The sequence below is a fragment of the Pseudomonas sp. PDM18 genome (assembly GCF_014852585.1).
Lineage (GTDB): Bacteria > Pseudomonadota > Gammaproteobacteria > Pseudomonadales > Pseudomonadaceae > Pseudomonas.
Map to the genome: position 1 here is coordinate 1 of NZ_JACVBX010000015.1, position 14,679 is coordinate 14,679.

Genomic DNA, 14,679 nt, shown 5'->3' on the forward strand with positions numbered 1-14,679 from the left:
AGGTCAGAGGACGGCGGGAGGCAGCTTGGGCTCCTACTCGTGCGACCAACACCGCGGACCTGCAGCTTGCCTCCCGTCGCTCTCACCTTCGAGCTTATCGAGCTTTGCAGACACAAGCGGGCCATGCCCGCGACTGCGCACATGGTGCGCTCCTACTGGGGAGTGCCTGCGCTCGACGGCGATCAATGTTGCACCAGCCACTGAGCTATGCGCGGCCAGACTTCCAGGCTGGCATTGCGCGACAGCAGCAGGCGGTTATGGCTGTAATCCTCCCGCGCACCGGTCGCCAGCCCGAACAGCTCCAGCTTCGCCTCTGTCCCTCCAAAGGCCTGCACCAGCGCCTCGCAACCCGCGAGCGGCGCGATGAAGGTATCGCCGCTGCCCGCCACGCCCAGCACCGGCAGCTCGACGCTGCCTACCCCAGCGAGATAGTCGAAGCCTTCCAGCGAATCGAATCGCCGGCGGAAATTCCACTGGCACCATTGGCGCATCAGCCGGGCGCTCTCCGCCTCGGGGCCGACGCTCTTAGCGCGGCTGGGCGCGATGCGTCTCCAGCGCAGCATCCAGTCAAACGCCTGGAGAGCCAGCCGGTGCCGCAGGCTGGCTCCCGCCGCCGTGGCCTGCGAACCGATCAGCACCAGCGAGCGCAACCGTCGCTGCGCCAGGTCAGGATGGCGCGCCGCCCACATCGAGACGATCAGCCCGCCGCCGGAGTGGCCCACCCAGTGCAGCGCCGTTTGCCCGGTGCGCTGGCTCACCGCATCGAGAATCGCCGGCACGTCCTGCTCGGCCACGTCGTCGAAGCTGTGATGGAAGTCGTTGCGTGCGCTGTCGCCATGGCCGCGCCAATCGAACAGCCAGCAGGCGAAGCCCTGGCCGCCCAGGTAGTTGGCCAGGCCCAGGCAACTGCGGTGGTTGGAGAAGGTGCCGTGGGTCAGCACGACGGGAACGCCATCTGCCGGGCCGACTCGGCGCAAGGCGAGATCGACGCCGTCGGCGGTACGGATCAGTTCCGGGAGGAGGGCGGCTTCTTGTGCGGTCATGGCGCGCTTCCGAGTGGGGGCGATCCATGCTGCTCCGGCGCGCGGGCCGGAGCAATCCCGACAGCTTATTTGGTCGCTTTCAGCACCACGAATTTCGGATTCGCCGCCACCTGCTCGACGCCGCGGAACAGGCGCTTGAGCTTGGCGTGGTAGCCCAGGTGGCGGTTGCCGACGATCCACAACTCGCCGCCGGTGACCAGCGCGGCGCGGGCCTGCTGGAACATGCGCCAGGCGAGGAAGTCGCCGACCACCTGCTGCTGGTGGAACGGCGGGTTGCAGAGGATCAGGTCGAGGGAGTCGGCGGGCTGGCTGGCGAGGCCGTCGTCGGGGTGGATATCCACCGGGCGCTCGCCGAGGGCGGCCTGCCAGTTCTCCCGCGCGGATTGCACGGCCATGTAGGACTCGTCCACCAGCGTCAGCTCGGCCTGCGGGTTGAGCAGGGCGAAGGCGATGCCCAGCACGCCGTTGCCGCAGCCCAGGTCTGCCGCGCGCACGGCGTGGTGAATCTGCGGCAGGTGCGGGAGGAAGGCGCGGGTGCCGATGTCCAGGCCTTCGCGGCAGAACACGTTGGCGTGGTTCAGCAGCGTCAGCGCGGGCTTGTCCAGGCGGTAGCGGCTGGGGTAGGGCGAGGAGGGCGCGGGGCGCTCCTCGGCGGTGGCCACCAGCAGGCGGGCCTTCTTCACGGCCAGCGATGCCTGCATCGGCCCTATGTATTTCTCCAGCAGGTCGCCAGCGGCGCGTGGCAGGTGCTTGACCATGCCGGCGGCGACGACTTTCCCGCCCGGCGCGAGCTGGCCGTGCAGGCGGATCAGCTGTTCTTCCAGCAGCGCGAGGGTCTTGGGCACGCGGATCAGCACATGATCGAACGGGCCCCGCGGGGTTTCGCTGGCGGGGACGAAGGTCAGCGGCGCTTCGGCGAGGCCGTTGCGTTCGAGATTGCGCTCAAGGGCGATGAAGCCCAGGTGCGAATCGCCGCTGCTGGTCAGGCGCACATGGGGCGCGAGGCTGGCGGCGAGGGCGCCGAAGCTGTCGTTGAGCACCAGCACGCGGCTGTCTGCGCCGACGCCCTGCTCGTGGAGATGGCTGAGCAGGTACTCGTCGGCCGCATCGAAGGCCTGCAGCGGGTCTTCGCGCTGTTCGGGGTGGCGGACCAGGTCGAGCTGGGCGAAGGGGCTGGCGAGGACGGGCATGGGACTCTCGAAACGACGGAAATGGCTGGAATAGAGGTGTTGCTTTGCTGGCAATGATTGATGGCTTATTGCAACGATATTGTCATCAAATTGAGACGTGGTTTACGTGTTCCTGCTTGTGCGGGCGCGCGTTATACCGAAAAATTATGACCTATCCGCCCGCGCTCGTCTGCGCGGCGGCTTCCCAATAATAACCGGGCGCCCCTCGCGACCCGGTAGGGCCCGATCCCGGAGCGCGTCTCCGCCGACCGACGGCCACCCTTCCAAGTCTTCACGAATCCTCGACACGCGACTCCCGTTCGCGCGCCGGGCTATTGCCATTGCATAAGGATGTCGATGTACAAGTCGTTGCTCGGGGTGGCGCTGTCCGCCCTTTTCCTCGTGGCCCAGCCGGTTCTCGCCGATGCGCCCATCGTGATCAAGTTCTCCCACGTCGTCGCCGATGACACGCCCAAGGGCCGTGGCGCACTGCTGTTCAAGAAGCTGGTGGAAGAGCGCCTGGCCGGACAGGTGAAGGTCGAGGTGTTCCCCAACTCCACGCTGTTCGGCGACGCCGATGAACTGCAGGCACTGCAGGACGGCAAGGTACAGATGCTGGCACCGTCGCTGTCGAAGTTCGAGGGTTACACCAAGCAGCTGGAAGTCTTCGACCTGCCGTTCCTGTTCGATGACCTGGAGGCGGTGAAGCGCTTCCAGAAGCGCGACAAGAGCCGCGAACTGCTGCATTCCATGGCGCGCTCGGGCATCTACGGCCTGGCCTACTGGAACAACGGCATGAAGCAGCTTTCGGCCAACCGAGAACTGCGCGCGCCGGCCGATGCCAAGGGCCTGGCCTTTCGTATCCAGCCGTCTTCGGTAATCAACGCGCAGTTCGGCCTGCTCGACGCCACGGCCGTGAAGATGCCCTTCGCCGAGACCCTCAAGGCGCTGCAGGACGGCAAGGTGCAGGGCACCGAGAACACCTGGTCGAACATCGGCAGCCAGAAACTCGACAGCGCCCAGCCGTTCATCACCGAGACCAACCACGGCGTGCTCAGCTACATGGTGATCAGCAACCAGAAGTTCTGGAACAGCATGCCGTACCCGGTGCGCACCCAGCTGGAAAGCATCATGGAAGAGGTCACCGTGGAGGTGAACAAGGACGCCGAGGCGCTGAACCAGAAGGAGCGCGAGCACGTGGTCGCCAACGGCAAGGCGCGCATCATTGCCCTGACTCCGGCCGAGCGTGAAGCCTGGCGCACTGCCATGCAGCCGCTGTGGAAGCAGTTCGAGGGTGAGATCGGCACCGACGTGCTGCGCGCCGCCCAGGTGGTGAACCGCAAGCATTGATCCACCGGGACTGATCCAGAGCAGGCTTGTGGCGATCTCCGCGGATAGCCACAAGCCTTGCGGGTGTTTCTCGCGCCGGGAATACGGGAAAATGGGCCGTTGCCTGCAAAGGAGCGGACGATGACCGCCAGCGAAGAGAAGTTCACCCGCCAGACCCTGGTGGAGGTGCAGACGCTCACCCCGAGCCTGTTCACCCTGCGCACCACCCGCGACAGCGGCTACCGCTTCCGTGCCGGGCAGTTCGCTCGCCTGGGCGTTTACAAGCCCAGCGGTAGCATCGTCTGGCGCGCCTACTCGATGGTCTCGGCGCCCCACGATGACTTCCTCGAGTTCTTCTCCATCGTCGTTCCCGGCGGTGAATTCACCAGCGAGCTCAGCCGCCTGCGTGTCGGCGACCAGTTGCTGGTGGATCGCCAGGCCTTCGGCTTCCTCACCCTGTACCGCTTCCCCGATGGCCGCGACCTCTGGCTGCTGTCCACCGGTACCGGTCTGGCGCCGTTCCTGTCGATCCTGCAGGACTTCGAGGTGTGGGAACGCTTCGAGACCATCAAGCTGGTCTACAGCGCCCGCGAGGAAAAGGAGCTGGCCTACCGCGACCTGATCGCCAGCTTCGGCGCGATGGAGCATCTGGCCGAACATATCCACAAGCTGCAGTTCATCCCGGTGGTTACCCGCGAACAGGTGCCCGGCTGCCTGAATGCGCGGCTCACCACGCTGATCGAGAACGGCGAGCTGGAACGTGCCGCCGGTCTGGAACTGACCCCGGAACATTCACGGGTGATGCTCTGCGGTAACCCGCAGATGATCGAGGACACCCGCGCCGTGCTGAAGGCCCGCGGCATGAGCCTGGCACTGACGCGCAAGCCCGGCCAGATCGCCGTGGAAAACTATTGGTAAGCCCGGCTCGATAGATTTTGAAAAGATTGTCCCCTTAGGGCGGCGAGGCTTTGCCCTTAGGATAGGTGTCCGTTTCCCTTTTTCCGGACCTTATGGACAGTCAAAGTACAACGCCGATCCCCGTATCTACCCCCGTAGAGCCGGCGTTCGGCGAACCTCCCCCGGCACCCGCGTTCGCGGATAAGCCTTCCCAACCTGCCATGGCGCGCACCCAGCGAGGTCGTTCGACATGGAATGGTTGATGGACCCCACAGCCTGGCTCGGCCTACTCACCCTGATCCTGCTCGAGCTGGTGCTCGGCATCGACAACCTGGTCTTCATCGCAATCCTCGCGGACAAGCTGCCGCCGCACCTGCGCGACCGCGCGCGACTGATCGGCCTGTCGCTGGCGCTGCTGATGCGCCTGGGCCTGCTGGCGAGCATTTCCTGGCTGGTCACGCTCACCGCGCCGCTGATCGAGGTGTTCGGCAAGAGCTTCTCCGGCCGCGACCTGATCATGCTGTTCGGTGGTCTGTTCCTGTTGTTCAAGGCCACGCTGGAACTGCATGAACGCCTGGAAGGCCGTGTGCACACCTCCAACGGCAAGCGCGTCTACGCCGCCTTCTGGCCGGTGGTCGCGCAGATCGTGGTGCTGGACGCGGTGTTCTCCCTCGACGCGGTGATCACCGCCGTGGGCATGGTCGAGCAGCTGGAAGTGATGATGATCGCGGTCATCTTCTCCATCGGCCTGATGATGGTGGCCAGCAAGCCGCTGACCCGCTTCGTCAACGAGCACCCGACGGTGATCATGCTGTGCCTGGGCTTCCTGCTGATGATCGGTTTCAGCCTGACCGCCGAAGGCCTGGGCTTCCACATCCCGAAAGGCTACCTGTACGCCGCCATCGGCTTCAGCCTGCTGATCGAGATGGCCAACCAGCTGGTGCGCTGGAAACGCCAGAAGAGCCAGCGCGGCCAGCGTGGTCTGCGCCAGCGGACCGCCCACGCCGTGCTGCGCCTGATGGGTGGCAAGGTCGACGCCGACGAGGTGGGCGAAGACATCGCCGACCTGGTGGGTGAAGACGATGGCGGCGACGCGCCGTTCCACCGCCGCGAGCGGGTGATGATCAGTGGTGTGCTGGGCCTGGCCGAGCGTCCGGTCAAAGCCGTGATGATCGACCGCCAGCGCGTGCACCGCGTGGACCTGGCCGACAGCCCGGAGAGCATCCGCCGCGCACTGCTGGAGTCGCCATACTCGCGCCTGCTGGTGATCAGCGAAGGCAATATCGACGAGCCGCTGGGCTACGTGCACAAGAAGGAACTGTTCTCCGCCCTGCTGCAGGGCCGCGAACTGGACATCCTCCCGCTGCTGCGCGAGCCGCTGAGCCTGCCGGACAGCAGCACGGTGCTGGGCGCGCTGGAGCTGATGCGTGAGGCCTCGACCCACCTGGCCTTCGTGGTCAACGAGTTCGGTGGCTTCGAGGGCATGCTGAGCCTGACTGACGTGCTGGAGGCCATCGCCGGTGAGCTGCCGGACGCCAGCGAGGTGTCCGGTACCGACATCGAAGCGGAGGCGGGCGCTTACCGGGTGGATGGCGCCGTGACGCTGTCGGCGCTGGCCGAGCGGGTGGGCTTCCACGCCCGCCCGACGGCCGAGTACCAGACCCTCGGCGGGCTGGCGCTCAAGCACCTTGGCCGCTTGCCGGCCAAGGGTGACACGCTGGAACTGGGCGGCTGGCGCCTGGAGGTGACGGAGGTCAGCGAGCGGCGCATCGGCCGCGTGCTGCTGACGCCGCCGGGCTGACGCCAGGCGGGGCCGCCCCCGGCCCGGTCAGCGATCTGCTCAAGGAGCGCGGTTGTTCTGCTGCTTGAGCAGGTCGCGGATCTCGGTCAGCAGGGTTTCTTCAGCGCTCGGCACCGGCGGGGCGCTGGGCTCTACGGCCTCTTCACGCTTGAGCTTGTTGATGGCCTTCACGCCCATGAAGATGGCGAAGGCCACGATAATGAAGTCCAGGCAGGTCTGAATGAATTTGCCGTAGGCCAGCATCACCGCCGGCGTCTGGCCCTCGGCGGCCTTGAGCGTGATCGCCAGGTCGGAGAAGTCCATGCCGCCGATCAGCAGGCCGATGGGCGGCATAATCACGTCGCCGACGAAGGACGAGACGATCTTGCCGAAGGCGGCGCCGATGATGATACCGACGGCCATGTCGACCACGTTGCCCTTGACGGCGAAGGCCTTGAATTCGTTGAGCAGACTCATGCACAGACTCCTTGTTACGCAAGATAGAGGGGGACAGGCGCAGTTTAGCGGCCCGTCGCCGTCTGAACACCCCACGCACAGTCAATTCCAACGGTATGACCGGCGGCGGTGGGCGACATCGCTCAGTGGTCTAGGCTTATCGGGCAATCCAACAACAGAAGGACGCCCGCCATGCCGCTCGAGCATCATCCCCTGTCCCGCGAATTCCCTGACCAGAAGGCCCTGATGACCCGGTTGCACGGGAAGGACGCGAACTTCACCCGCATGGCCGCCAGCTACGAGGAGCTGGACAAGAAAATCTACGACATCGAGGACGGCCGTCAGGCGATGGACGACCTCGCTCTCAATTCCCTCAAACTGCAACGCGTGGCGCTGAAGGACGAGATTTCCGACCTGCTCAAGCGATCCGGTTGAGCTTGACCAGAGTCAAGGGTGCGTGTCGGAGCGAGGCGTAGGCTCCCGTCATCTCTTTCCAACCGGTGCCACCGCCATGCGTAAAGCTATTTCGTCCTCTGGCAACTCCGTCACCAAGCTCCCCAAACGCAACGCCGAAACCCTGCGCGCGCAGGAACGCCTGGTTCGTCTGAAGCTGCAGTACGAACTGCTGGATCAGCGCATTGGTCGCGTGGAGGAGGGCATCGAGCGTCCCGACTGCACCCTGGCCTCGCTGCTGATGCGCCGTGAAAGCCTCAAGCACGATATGGAGAGCCAGTATCGCCGCCTGGCGAGCTAAGAACCTGTTTACGGTCTGCTGCGCGTCGGCAGAACCGCGCTGAAATCGGCCTCGGGGTGCTCATTTACTGCGCGTAAACTCCGCTCCCTCAACCGATTTCAGCGCACTTCTGCTCTAGCTCGCGAGACCGTAAATAGGTTCTGAACCGCTCCACCCGATTGGCTTATGATGGGGACTTTGCATTCGACGGAAGTCCCCCATGGCCAAGGCCAAGCGCATGTACGGCTGCACCGAGTGCGGCGCCACCTACCCGAAATGGGCCGGCCAGTGCCCTGATTGCGGTGCCTGGAACACGCTGGTCGAAACCGTCATCGACACCACCCCCACCGGTGGATCGGCCAGCAGCTCTTCCGGCCGCGGCGGCTGGGCTGGCCAGCAGGCCAACATCAAGACCCTCGCCGAAGTCAGCGTCGAGGAAATGCCACGCTTCTCCACCGCCTCGGCGGAGCTGGACCGCGCCCTGGGCGGCGGCCTGGTCGATGGCTCGGTCGTGCTGATCGGCGGCGATCCCGGCATCGGCAAGTCCACCATCCTCCTGCAGACCCTCTGCAACATCGCCACGCGCCTGCCGGCGCTCTATGTCACGGGTGAGGAATCCCAGCAGCAGGTCGCCATGCGCGCCCGCCGTCTGGGCCTGCCCGAGGACAAGCTCAAGGTCATGACCGAGACCTGCATCGAGACCATCATCGCCACGGCGCGCCAGGAGCAGCCCAAAGTGATGGTGATCGACTCGATCCAGACCATCTTCACTGAACAGTTGCAATCCGCACCCGGCGGCGTCGCCCAGGTGCGCGAAAGCGCGGCGCTGCTGGTGCGTTTCGCCAAGCAGAGCGGCACGGCGATCTTCCTGGTCGGCCACGTCACCAAGGAAGGCTCCCTGGCTGGCCCGCGCGTGCTGGAGCACATGGTCGACACCGTGCTGTATTTCGAGGGTGAATCCGATGGCCGCCTACGCCTGCTGCGGGCGGTGAAGAACCGCTTCGGTGCGGTGAACGAGCTGGGCGTGTTCGCCATGACCGACCGTGGTTTGAAGGAAGTTTCCAACCCGTCAGCCATCTTCCTCACCCGTGCTCAGGAATCGGTGCCGGGCAGCGTGGTCATGGCCACCTGGGAAGGCTCGCGGCCCATGCTGGTGGAAGTACAGGCGTTGGTGGACACCAGCCACCTGGCGAACCCGCGCCGCGTGACCCTGGGCCTGGACCAGAATCGCCTGGCCATGCTGCTGGCGGTGCTGCATCGCCACGGCGGCATCCCGACCTACGATCAGGATGTGTTCTTGAACGTGGTTGGCGGTGTGAAGGTTCTGGAAACGGCGTCGGACCTGGCGCTGATGGCCGCGGTGATGTCCAGCCTGCGCAATCGTCCGCTCGATCACCAGTTGCTGGTATTCGGCGAGGTCGGTCTGTCCGGCGAGGTGCGCCCGGTGCCCAGTGGACAGGAGCGTCTGAAGGAAGCCGCCAAGCACGGCTTCAAGCGCGCCATCGTACCCAAGGGCAACGCGCCGAAGGAGTCGCCGCCAGGCCTGCAGGTCATCGCGGTGACACGCTTGGAGCAGGCGCTGGATGCGTTGTTCGAATAGAGGCTCGCTCCTGAGCGACTCAATGCTCGCTGAGCAGCGTCAGCTCCCGCTCCAGCAGTGACTCGTCACCCAGGTTCAGTTCCACCAGGCGCCTCAGGTGACTGATGGAGTCCAGGTCGATGTGCCGGCAGTTGAAGCCCAGCAGGCCTTCACGCTCCCAGGCGAGGTCGGCCTCCATATAGACGTTGACGTCGAAGCCCAGGTAGATGCGCACCTGCACCGGTTCCTGCGCGACGATGTTCCAGTGTTCCGGCCGCTGCACCAGCAGGCCCTGCAGGGACAAGTCCAGCAGCGTCACCTTCCAGCGCAGGTCGCCCTGGCTGATCTCGGTGCCGGCGTCGAAGGCGATGCGCTGGAAGCGCCGGCGCTCGTCGTGATCGTCAGTCATGTCGTGGCTCTCCGGCCGTTTCTGCTTCGCCTCACTATAGACGCAAGGCAATGCTGACGCGTCGGAAGCCAGTCGTTGAGGTGGCGTCCGTCAGAGGCGCGTCGCACGGGTTTGACAGCTTGCGGACCCTCGCCAAAGCTCCATGTGCGTTTAACCACCACAACTGCGGAGTGCAGAGCATGGACAATAAACTCATCAAGGGTCTGATTTTTGGGGTTATCAGCGTTGCCAGCCTGGCAGCGCACGCGGACGAAGCCGGGCAGAGCGGCAAGGGCTGCGGCTGGGGCAACATGGTCTTCGACGGTCAGCGCGGCCTGTTCCCGCACCTGCTGGCCACTACCACCAACGGCACCTCGGGCAACGCCACCTTCGGCCTGACCTCCGGCACCAACGGCTGCGACGCCAGCCAGCGCATCTCCTACGGCGGCCGCTCGATCTTCGCCATGAACGGCATGCTCGACAACATCGCCGAGAACATGGCCCAGGGCCACGGAGAGGCCCTGGACGCCTATGCCGTCCTGCTGGGCATCCCCACTCAGGATCGTGCGCACTTCGCCCAGGTCACCCAGCAGCACTTCGGTGAGATCTTCACTTCCAAGGACGCCACCGGGGAGCAGGTGCTGAACAACACCCTGGCCGTGATGAGCCGTGACCAGACTCTGGCGCAGTACGCCAAGCAGCCAGCCTGACTGGACGTCGCGCCGCCAAGGCCCGCCACAGGCGGGCCTTTTCATTTCCTGACCCTGCGGTCGAACGCGTTGACCTCCGGCAATAAGCGCGTAACCGCCCTAGACTAAGGTCGTATGAATGGGTCGCCGGAAAAGACTAGAATTTTTCTGCGAATTCTCGCCTTCAAACTGTCGGAAGCCTCGCTATGAACAATAACAACAGCCTGCTACGTCACCTCGCCTGGCTGGCGGTGGCGATAGTCGGTGCATTTGCCTTGGGAGTCGTGGCACTACGTCGCGGCGAAGCCATCAACGCACTGTGGATCGTCGTCGCGGCGGTTGCCATCTACCTGGTCGCCTACCGCTACTACAGCCTGTTCATCGCCACCAAGGTGATGCAACTGGACGCCAACCGAGCGACCCCTGCGGTCCTCAACAACGACGGCCTGGACTACGTCCCGACCAACAAGCACATCCTCTTCGGTCACCACTTCGCTGCCATCGCCGGCGCCGGCCCGCTGGTCGGTCCCGTACTGGCCGCGCAGATGGGCTACCTGCCCGGCACGCTCTGGCTGATCGCTGGCGTGGTGCTGGCCGGTGCCGTGCAGGATTTCATGGTCCTGTTCATCTCCAGCCGCCGCAACGGGCGTTCGCTGGGTGAGCTGGTGCGCGAGGAAATGGGGCAGGTGGCGGGGACCATCGCTCTGTTCGGCGCGTTCCTGATCATGATCATCATCCTCGCGGTGCTCGCGCTGATCGTGGTGAAGGCCCTGGCCGAAAGCCCCTGGGGCATGTTCACCGTGTTGGCGACGATCCCGATCGCGCTGTTCATGGGCGTGTACATGCGCTACATCCGCCCGGGCCGCATCGGCGAGATTTCCGTGGTCGGCATCATCCTGCTGCTGGGCAGCATCTGGCTCGGTGGCCAGATCGCCGCCAGCCCCGAGTGGGCCCCGGTGTTCACCTTCCATGGCGTGCAGATCGTCTGGATGCTGATCGCCTACGGCGCAATCGCCTCGGTCCTGCCGGTGTGGCTGCTGCTGGCGCCGCGTGACTACCTGTCGACCTTCCTCAAGATCGGCACCATCATCGCCCTGGCCATCGGCATCGTGATCGTCTCGCCGGAACTGAAGATGCCGGCCCTGACCCAGTTCACCGACGGCACCGGCCCGGTTTGGAAGGGCGGCCTGTTCCCGTTCCTGTTCATCACCATCGCCTGTGGCGCCGTCTCCGGCTTCCACGCGCTGATCTCCTCGGGCACCACGCCCAAGCTGCTCAACCGCGAGCCCGACGCCCGCTACATCGGCTATGGCGGCATGCTGATGGAGTCCTTCGTGGCCATCATGGCGATGGTCGCCGCCTCGGTCATCGAACCGGGCATCTACTTCGCCATGAACAGCCCGCCGGCTGTGGTCGGCACCGACGTCACCGCAGTGGCCGCGACCGTCAGCAGCTGGGGCTTCACCATCACCCCGGAAATTCTGACCCAGACCGCCAAGGACATCGGCGAGACCACCATCCTGGCCCGTGCCGGTGGTGCGCCGACCCTCGCCGTGGGTATTGCCCACATCCTTCACCAGGTGCTGCCGGGTGAGAACACCATGGCCTTCTGGTACCACTTCGCGATCCTCTTCGAGGCGCTGTTCATCCTCACCGCGGTGGACGCTGGCACCCGTGCCGGGCGCTTCATGCTGCAGGACCTGCTGGGCAACTTCGTCCCGGCGCTGAAGAAGACCGAATCCTGGACCGCCAACATCATCGGCACCGGCGGCTGCGTCGCGCTGTGGGGCTGGCTGCTGTACCAGGGGGTGGTCGATCCGCTGGGCGGCATCAACACGCTGTGGCCGCTGTTCGGCATCTCCAACCAGATGCTCGCCGGTATCGCGCTGATGCTCTCCACCGTCGTGCTGATCAAGATGAAGCGCCAGCAGTACGTCTGGGTAACCGCCCTGCCGGCCGCCTGGCTGTTGATCTGCACCACCACCGCCGGCCTGATCAAGCTGTTCGACAGCAACCCGGCTGTGGGCTTCATCGCGCTGGGCAAGAAGTACTCCGCCGGCCTGGACGCCGGTCAGATCATCGCCCCGGCCAAGGACATCGGCCAGATGCAGCACGTGATGATGAACGCCTACATCAACGCCGGCCTCACCGTGCTGTTCCTGCTGGTGGTGTTCAGCGTGCTGGTGTACGCGATCAAGGTGGGCGCCAGCGCCTGGACCAAGAAGGAGCGCACCGACAAGGAAGCGCCGTTCCAGCCGATCCCGGACGCCTGACGGAGGAGCATCATGTTCAACGACCTCAGCCGCATGGGTAAGTATCTTGGGCAAGCTGCCCGCATGCTGGTCGGCATGCCCGATTACGACACCTACGTTCAGCACATGCAGAACAAGCACCCGGACAAGACTCCGATGACCTACGAGGAGTTCTTCCGCGAGCGCCAGGAGGCGCGCTACGGTGGCGGCAAGGGACGGCCGATCCGCTGCTGTTGACGCGATGAAACTGGCTGCGTGGCCGATGCTGCGTTGCCAGCGGCCGGAAAAATGCTCATCTACTGAAGTAGACTCCGCTTTTCCCGGCCACTGGCTCCTTGCCTCGCCTGCCTCGCCGACGTTTCATAAGTAGAGATGCGGGCCGCGAGCGATCGCGGCCCGTTTTCATTTCCGCCCGTTTTTCATTCTGATTGCCTGGAAGTTTCCATGACCGATTCCGCAAGCGCGCCGCAGATTCCGGTGACCGTCCTCACCGGCTTCCTCGGGGCCGGCAAGACCACCCTGCTCAAGCACATCCTCAAGGCCGAACATGGCCTGAAGATCGCCGTGATCGAGAACGAATTCAGCGACACGCCGATCGACGCTCAGCTGCTCGGCGACGACGCAGTGCAGGTGACGACGCTGTCCAACGGCTGCGTCTGCTGCACCATCAATAGCGACCTGGAGCGGGCGCTGTACGTCCTGCTGGAACGCCGCGACAATGGCGAGCTGGACTTCGACCGCGTGGTGATCGAGTGCACCGGCCTGGCCGATCCAGCGCCGGTGGCGCAGACCTTCTTCGTCGACGAGACGTTGCGCGAGCGCTACCTGCTCGACGGCATCATCACCCTGGTGGACGCCGCCAACGCCGACCGCCACCTGCAGGAGGCCATTGCCCAGGCCCAGGTCGGCTTCGGCGACCGCATCCTGGTGAGCAAGCGCGACCTGGTGTCGCCCGAACAGTTCGAGGCGCTGGTGGAGCGCCTGCAGCGCATCAACCGTCGTGCGGAAATCCACGCGGTGGAGCATGGCGCCATCGAACTGGAACGCCTGCTCGACGTGCGCGGTTTCAACCTCAATGCCGAGCTCGGCCTGCGCCCGCTGCTGCGTCCCGTACGCCCGGCGGCGGACACCACTGACCGCATCACCACCCTGGTGCTGCGCAGCGACAACCCGCTGGATATCGAGCACCTCAGCGAGTTCATGGACGACCTGCTGCAATGGCACGGCAACTCGCTGCTGCGCTACAAGGGCGTGCTGAACATCGCCGGCGAGGAGCGTCGCCTGGTGTTCCAGGGCGTGTTGCGGCTGTATGGCTTCGACTGGGATACGCCGTGGAAGGGCAACGAGCAGCGCGAGAGCGTGATCGTCTTCATCGGCGACAACCTGCCCGAAGAGGAAATCCGCCGGGGCTTCGATCGCATCACGGGCGGCCCGACCGCCTGAATGAAAAACGCCCGGCCTGTGCCGGGCGTTTTTCTCTGCGCGCTTTACGTAGGGCGCATAACGCGCCAGCGTTATCCGTCGTCTGGGTTGTGGCGGATAACCTGTTCCAGGTTACGCGCCCTACGTTCCACGTTGGTGGGCAGCGGCTCAGCCGCCGATCAGATGCTTGAGCGGGTGGTAATCCGCCTTCAGGTTTCCCGCCGCCTTGAGGATGGCCTGCTCGATCGCGTTCAGGTGCATGCAGGTCAGCTCGATGGCCGCCGCCTGGTTGCCTGACTCGATGTACTCGATCAGCCGCTGGTGCTCATTGCCGCGGCAGGTCTCGTGCTGGTCGTCGTCCAGGGTGGTGGCGTAGAGCGAGGCGCGCTCGATCAGCTTGCGGAAGAAGTCCAGCAGCACCGGGTTGTTCAGCGCCGCTGCCAGCTTCAGGTGGAACTCGCCCAGCAGGTGGACGAACCGCGCGTGGTCGTGGTCGTGGGTCGCCTCTTCCAGCGCCACGTGGTCGCGCAGGTCCTGGATGATCGCGCTGTCGGCGCGGCGGCAAAGTTCGCTGACGATACCGATCTCGATAAGCCGCCGCGTTTCGAACAGCGAGCGGATCTCCTCGTCGCTGGGTAACGCCACCCATGCACCCTTGTTGAGCGCGCTGGAAACCAGCCCGTCCGCTTCCAGATGTTTCAGCGCCGCGCGCACCGAAGTGCGGCTGACCTTGAACAATTCCGCCAACGCCGCCTCGCCCAGCTTCATGCCAGGGCGCAGGGTGCGCTTGCTGATTGCCTCGTAAACCCCTTGGTAGACGCGTTCCACCGTGGACTCGGGGTGATTCTCCGCCATGAGCGACTCCGCCTCTTGCTTGACCCATCAAAGGATGCCGCAAAACCGTCCGTGCAAAACCAGTTGCAGAAGAAAAATACATACGCT

At 64.9% G+C, this 14,679-nt stretch carries 15 protein-coding genes; 10 read left to right on the forward strand and 5 right to left on the reverse strand.

Annotated elements, in window-relative coordinates; all coding sequences use genetic code 11:
* Positions 1–182: 182 nt before the first annotated feature.
* Both IB274_RS24965 and IB274_RS24970 read right to left on the reverse strand, forming a co-directional pair.
* Positions 183–1,043, reverse strand: coding sequence for an alpha/beta fold hydrolase (locus IB274_RS24965; RefSeq protein ID WP_192435528.1), 861 nt, complete (start codon positions 1,041–1,043; stop codon positions 183–185).
* A gap of 65 nt (positions 1,044–1,108) precedes the next feature.
* On the reverse strand, positions 1,109–2,233 hold the full coding sequence (locus tag IB274_RS24970; protein WP_192435529.1) for a methyltransferase: 1,125 nt from the start codon (positions 2,231–2,233) through the stop codon (positions 1,109–1,111).
* Between the two features lie 336 nt (positions 2,234–2,569).
* Here IB274_RS24970 and IB274_RS24975 point away from each other — a divergent pair, with 336 nt between their 5' ends.
* The 3 genes from IB274_RS24975 (at position 2,570) to IB274_RS24985 (ending at position 6,239) form a co-directional block, all read left to right on the forward strand.
* Positions 2,570–3,562, forward strand: coding sequence for a TRAP transporter substrate-binding protein (locus tag IB274_RS24975; RefSeq protein WP_192435530.1), 993 nt, complete (start codon positions 2,570–2,572; stop codon positions 3,560–3,562).
* Between the two features lie 120 nt (positions 3,563–3,682).
* Positions 3,683–4,459: a ferredoxin--NADP reductase gene (locus IB274_RS24980; RefSeq protein ID WP_192435531.1), complete on the forward strand. Its 777-nt coding sequence runs from the start codon at positions 3,683–3,685 to the stop codon at positions 4,457–4,459.
* 229 nt (positions 4,460–4,688) lie between these two features.
* Positions 4,689–6,239 carry a TerC family protein gene (locus tag IB274_RS24985; protein WP_192435532.1) on the forward strand — a complete coding sequence of 517 codons (1,551 nt, stop codon included), beginning with the start codon at positions 4,689–4,691 and terminating at the stop codon, positions 6,237–6,239.
* A gap of 39 nt (positions 6,240–6,278) precedes the next feature.
* Here the strand turns inward: IB274_RS24985 and mscL are convergent, their stop codons facing one another.
* Positions 6,279–6,695, reverse strand: a complete 417-nt coding sequence (gene mscL, locus IB274_RS24990; RefSeq protein ID WP_045216609.1) for a large-conductance mechanosensitive channel protein MscL — start codon at positions 6,693–6,695, stop codon at positions 6,279–6,281.
* A 171-nt stretch (positions 6,696–6,866) separates the two neighbouring features.
* Between mscL and IB274_RS24995 the strand changes: the two genes are divergently transcribed.
* The 3 genes from IB274_RS24995 to radA all read left to right on the forward strand — a co-directional run bounded on the left by IB274_RS24995 (position 6,867) and on the right by radA (position 9,007).
* Positions 6,867–7,109 carry a YdcH family protein gene (locus IB274_RS24995; RefSeq protein WP_081520069.1) on the forward strand — a complete coding sequence of 81 codons (243 nt, stop codon included), beginning with the start codon at positions 6,867–6,869 and terminating at the stop codon, positions 7,107–7,109.
* Positions 7,110–7,185: 76 nt separating this feature from the next.
* Positions 7,186–7,428: a hypothetical protein gene (locus IB274_RS25000; RefSeq protein WP_192435533.1), complete on the forward strand. Its 243-nt coding sequence runs from the start codon at positions 7,186–7,188 to the stop codon at positions 7,426–7,428.
* A 199-nt stretch (positions 7,429–7,627) separates the two neighbouring features.
* Positions 7,628–9,007: a DNA repair protein RadA gene (radA, locus tag IB274_RS25005; RefSeq protein WP_081520071.1), complete on the forward strand. Its 1,380-nt coding sequence runs from the start codon at positions 7,628–7,630 to the stop codon at positions 9,005–9,007.
* 19 nt (positions 9,008–9,026) lie between these two features.
* Here the strand turns inward: radA and IB274_RS25010 are convergent, their stop codons facing one another.
* Positions 9,027–9,395, reverse strand: a complete 369-nt coding sequence (locus tag IB274_RS25010; RefSeq protein WP_054906515.1) for a PilZ domain-containing protein — start codon at positions 9,393–9,395, stop codon at positions 9,027–9,029.
* A 179-nt stretch (positions 9,396–9,574) separates the two neighbouring features.
* On the opposite strand from IB274_RS25010, the gene IB274_RS25015 reads away from it, so the two are divergent.
* From IB274_RS25015 to yjiA, 4 genes are all read left to right on the forward strand, one after another.
* A complete protein-coding gene (locus IB274_RS25015) occupies positions 9,575–10,084 on the forward strand; it encodes a DUF3015 domain-containing protein (protein WP_138214189.1) in 510 nt (169 codons plus the stop codon).
* 185 nt (positions 10,085–10,269) lie between these two features.
* Positions 10,270–12,336, forward strand: coding sequence for a carbon starvation CstA family protein (locus tag IB274_RS25020; RefSeq protein ID WP_192402513.1), 2,067 nt, complete (start codon positions 10,270–10,272; stop codon positions 12,334–12,336).
* Between the two features lie 12 nt (positions 12,337–12,348).
* Positions 12,349–12,552, forward strand: coding sequence for a YbdD/YjiX family protein (locus IB274_RS25025; RefSeq protein WP_015478970.1), 204 nt, complete (start codon positions 12,349–12,351; stop codon positions 12,550–12,552).
* Positions 12,553–12,759: 207 nt separating this feature from the next.
* Positions 12,760–13,758, forward strand: a complete 999-nt coding sequence (gene yjiA, locus IB274_RS25030; protein WP_192435534.1) for a GTPase — start codon at positions 12,760–12,762, stop codon at positions 13,756–13,758.
* A gap of 147 nt (positions 13,759–13,905) precedes the next feature.
* Here the strand turns inward: yjiA and IB274_RS25035 are convergent, their stop codons facing one another.
* Positions 13,906–14,592 (reverse strand): GntR family transcriptional regulator, encoded by a 687-nt coding sequence (locus IB274_RS25035; RefSeq protein WP_192435535.1) that lies wholly within the window; start codon positions 14,590–14,592, stop codon positions 13,906–13,908.
* Positions 14,593–14,679 lie beyond the last annotated feature (87 nt).

Bases quoted from the DNA above. Each gene is read 5' to 3' on its own strand.
- IB274_RS24965 (WP_192435528.1), bottom strand. From the start codon at position 1,043: ATGACCGCACAAGAAGCCGCCCTCCTCCCGGAACTGATCCGTACCGCC.
- IB274_RS24970 (WP_192435529.1), bottom strand. From the start codon at position 2,233: ATGCCCGTCCTCGCCAGCCCCTTCGCCCAGCTCGACCTGGTCCGCCAC.
- IB274_RS24975 (WP_192435530.1), top strand. From the start codon at position 2,570: ATGTACAAGTCGTTGCTCGGGGTGGCGCTGTCCGCCCTTTTCCTCGTG.
- IB274_RS24980 (WP_192435531.1), top strand. From the start codon at position 3,683: ATGACCGCCAGCGAAGAGAAGTTCACCCGCCAGACCCTGGTGGAGGTG.
- IB274_RS24985 (WP_192435532.1), top strand. From the start codon at position 4,689: ATGGAATGGTTGATGGACCCCACAGCCTGGCTCGGCCTACTCACCCTG.
- mscL (WP_045216609.1), bottom strand. From the start codon at position 6,695: ATGAGTCTGCTCAACGAATTCAAGGCCTTCGCCGTCAAGGGCAACGTG.
- IB274_RS24995 (WP_081520069.1), top strand. From the start codon at position 6,867: ATGCCGCTCGAGCATCATCCCCTGTCCCGCGAATTCCCTGACCAGAAG.
- IB274_RS25000 (WP_192435533.1), top strand. From the start codon at position 7,186: ATGCGTAAAGCTATTTCGTCCTCTGGCAACTCCGTCACCAAGCTCCCC.
- radA (WP_081520071.1), top strand. From the start codon at position 7,628: ATGGCCAAGGCCAAGCGCATGTACGGCTGCACCGAGTGCGGCGCCACC.
- IB274_RS25010 (WP_054906515.1), bottom strand. From the start codon at position 9,395: ATGACTGACGATCACGACGAGCGCCGGCGCTTCCAGCGCATCGCCTTC.
- IB274_RS25015 (WP_138214189.1), top strand. From the start codon at position 9,575: ATGGACAATAAACTCATCAAGGGTCTGATTTTTGGGGTTATCAGCGTT.
- IB274_RS25020 (WP_192402513.1), top strand. From the start codon at position 10,270: ATGAACAATAACAACAGCCTGCTACGTCACCTCGCCTGGCTGGCGGTG.
- IB274_RS25025 (WP_015478970.1), top strand. From the start codon at position 12,349: ATGTTCAACGACCTCAGCCGCATGGGTAAGTATCTTGGGCAAGCTGCC.
- yjiA (WP_192435534.1), top strand. From the start codon at position 12,760: ATGACCGATTCCGCAAGCGCGCCGCAGATTCCGGTGACCGTCCTCACC.
- IB274_RS25035 (WP_192435535.1), bottom strand. From the start codon at position 14,592: ATGGCGGAGAATCACCCCGAGTCCACGGTGGAACGCGTCTACCAAGGG.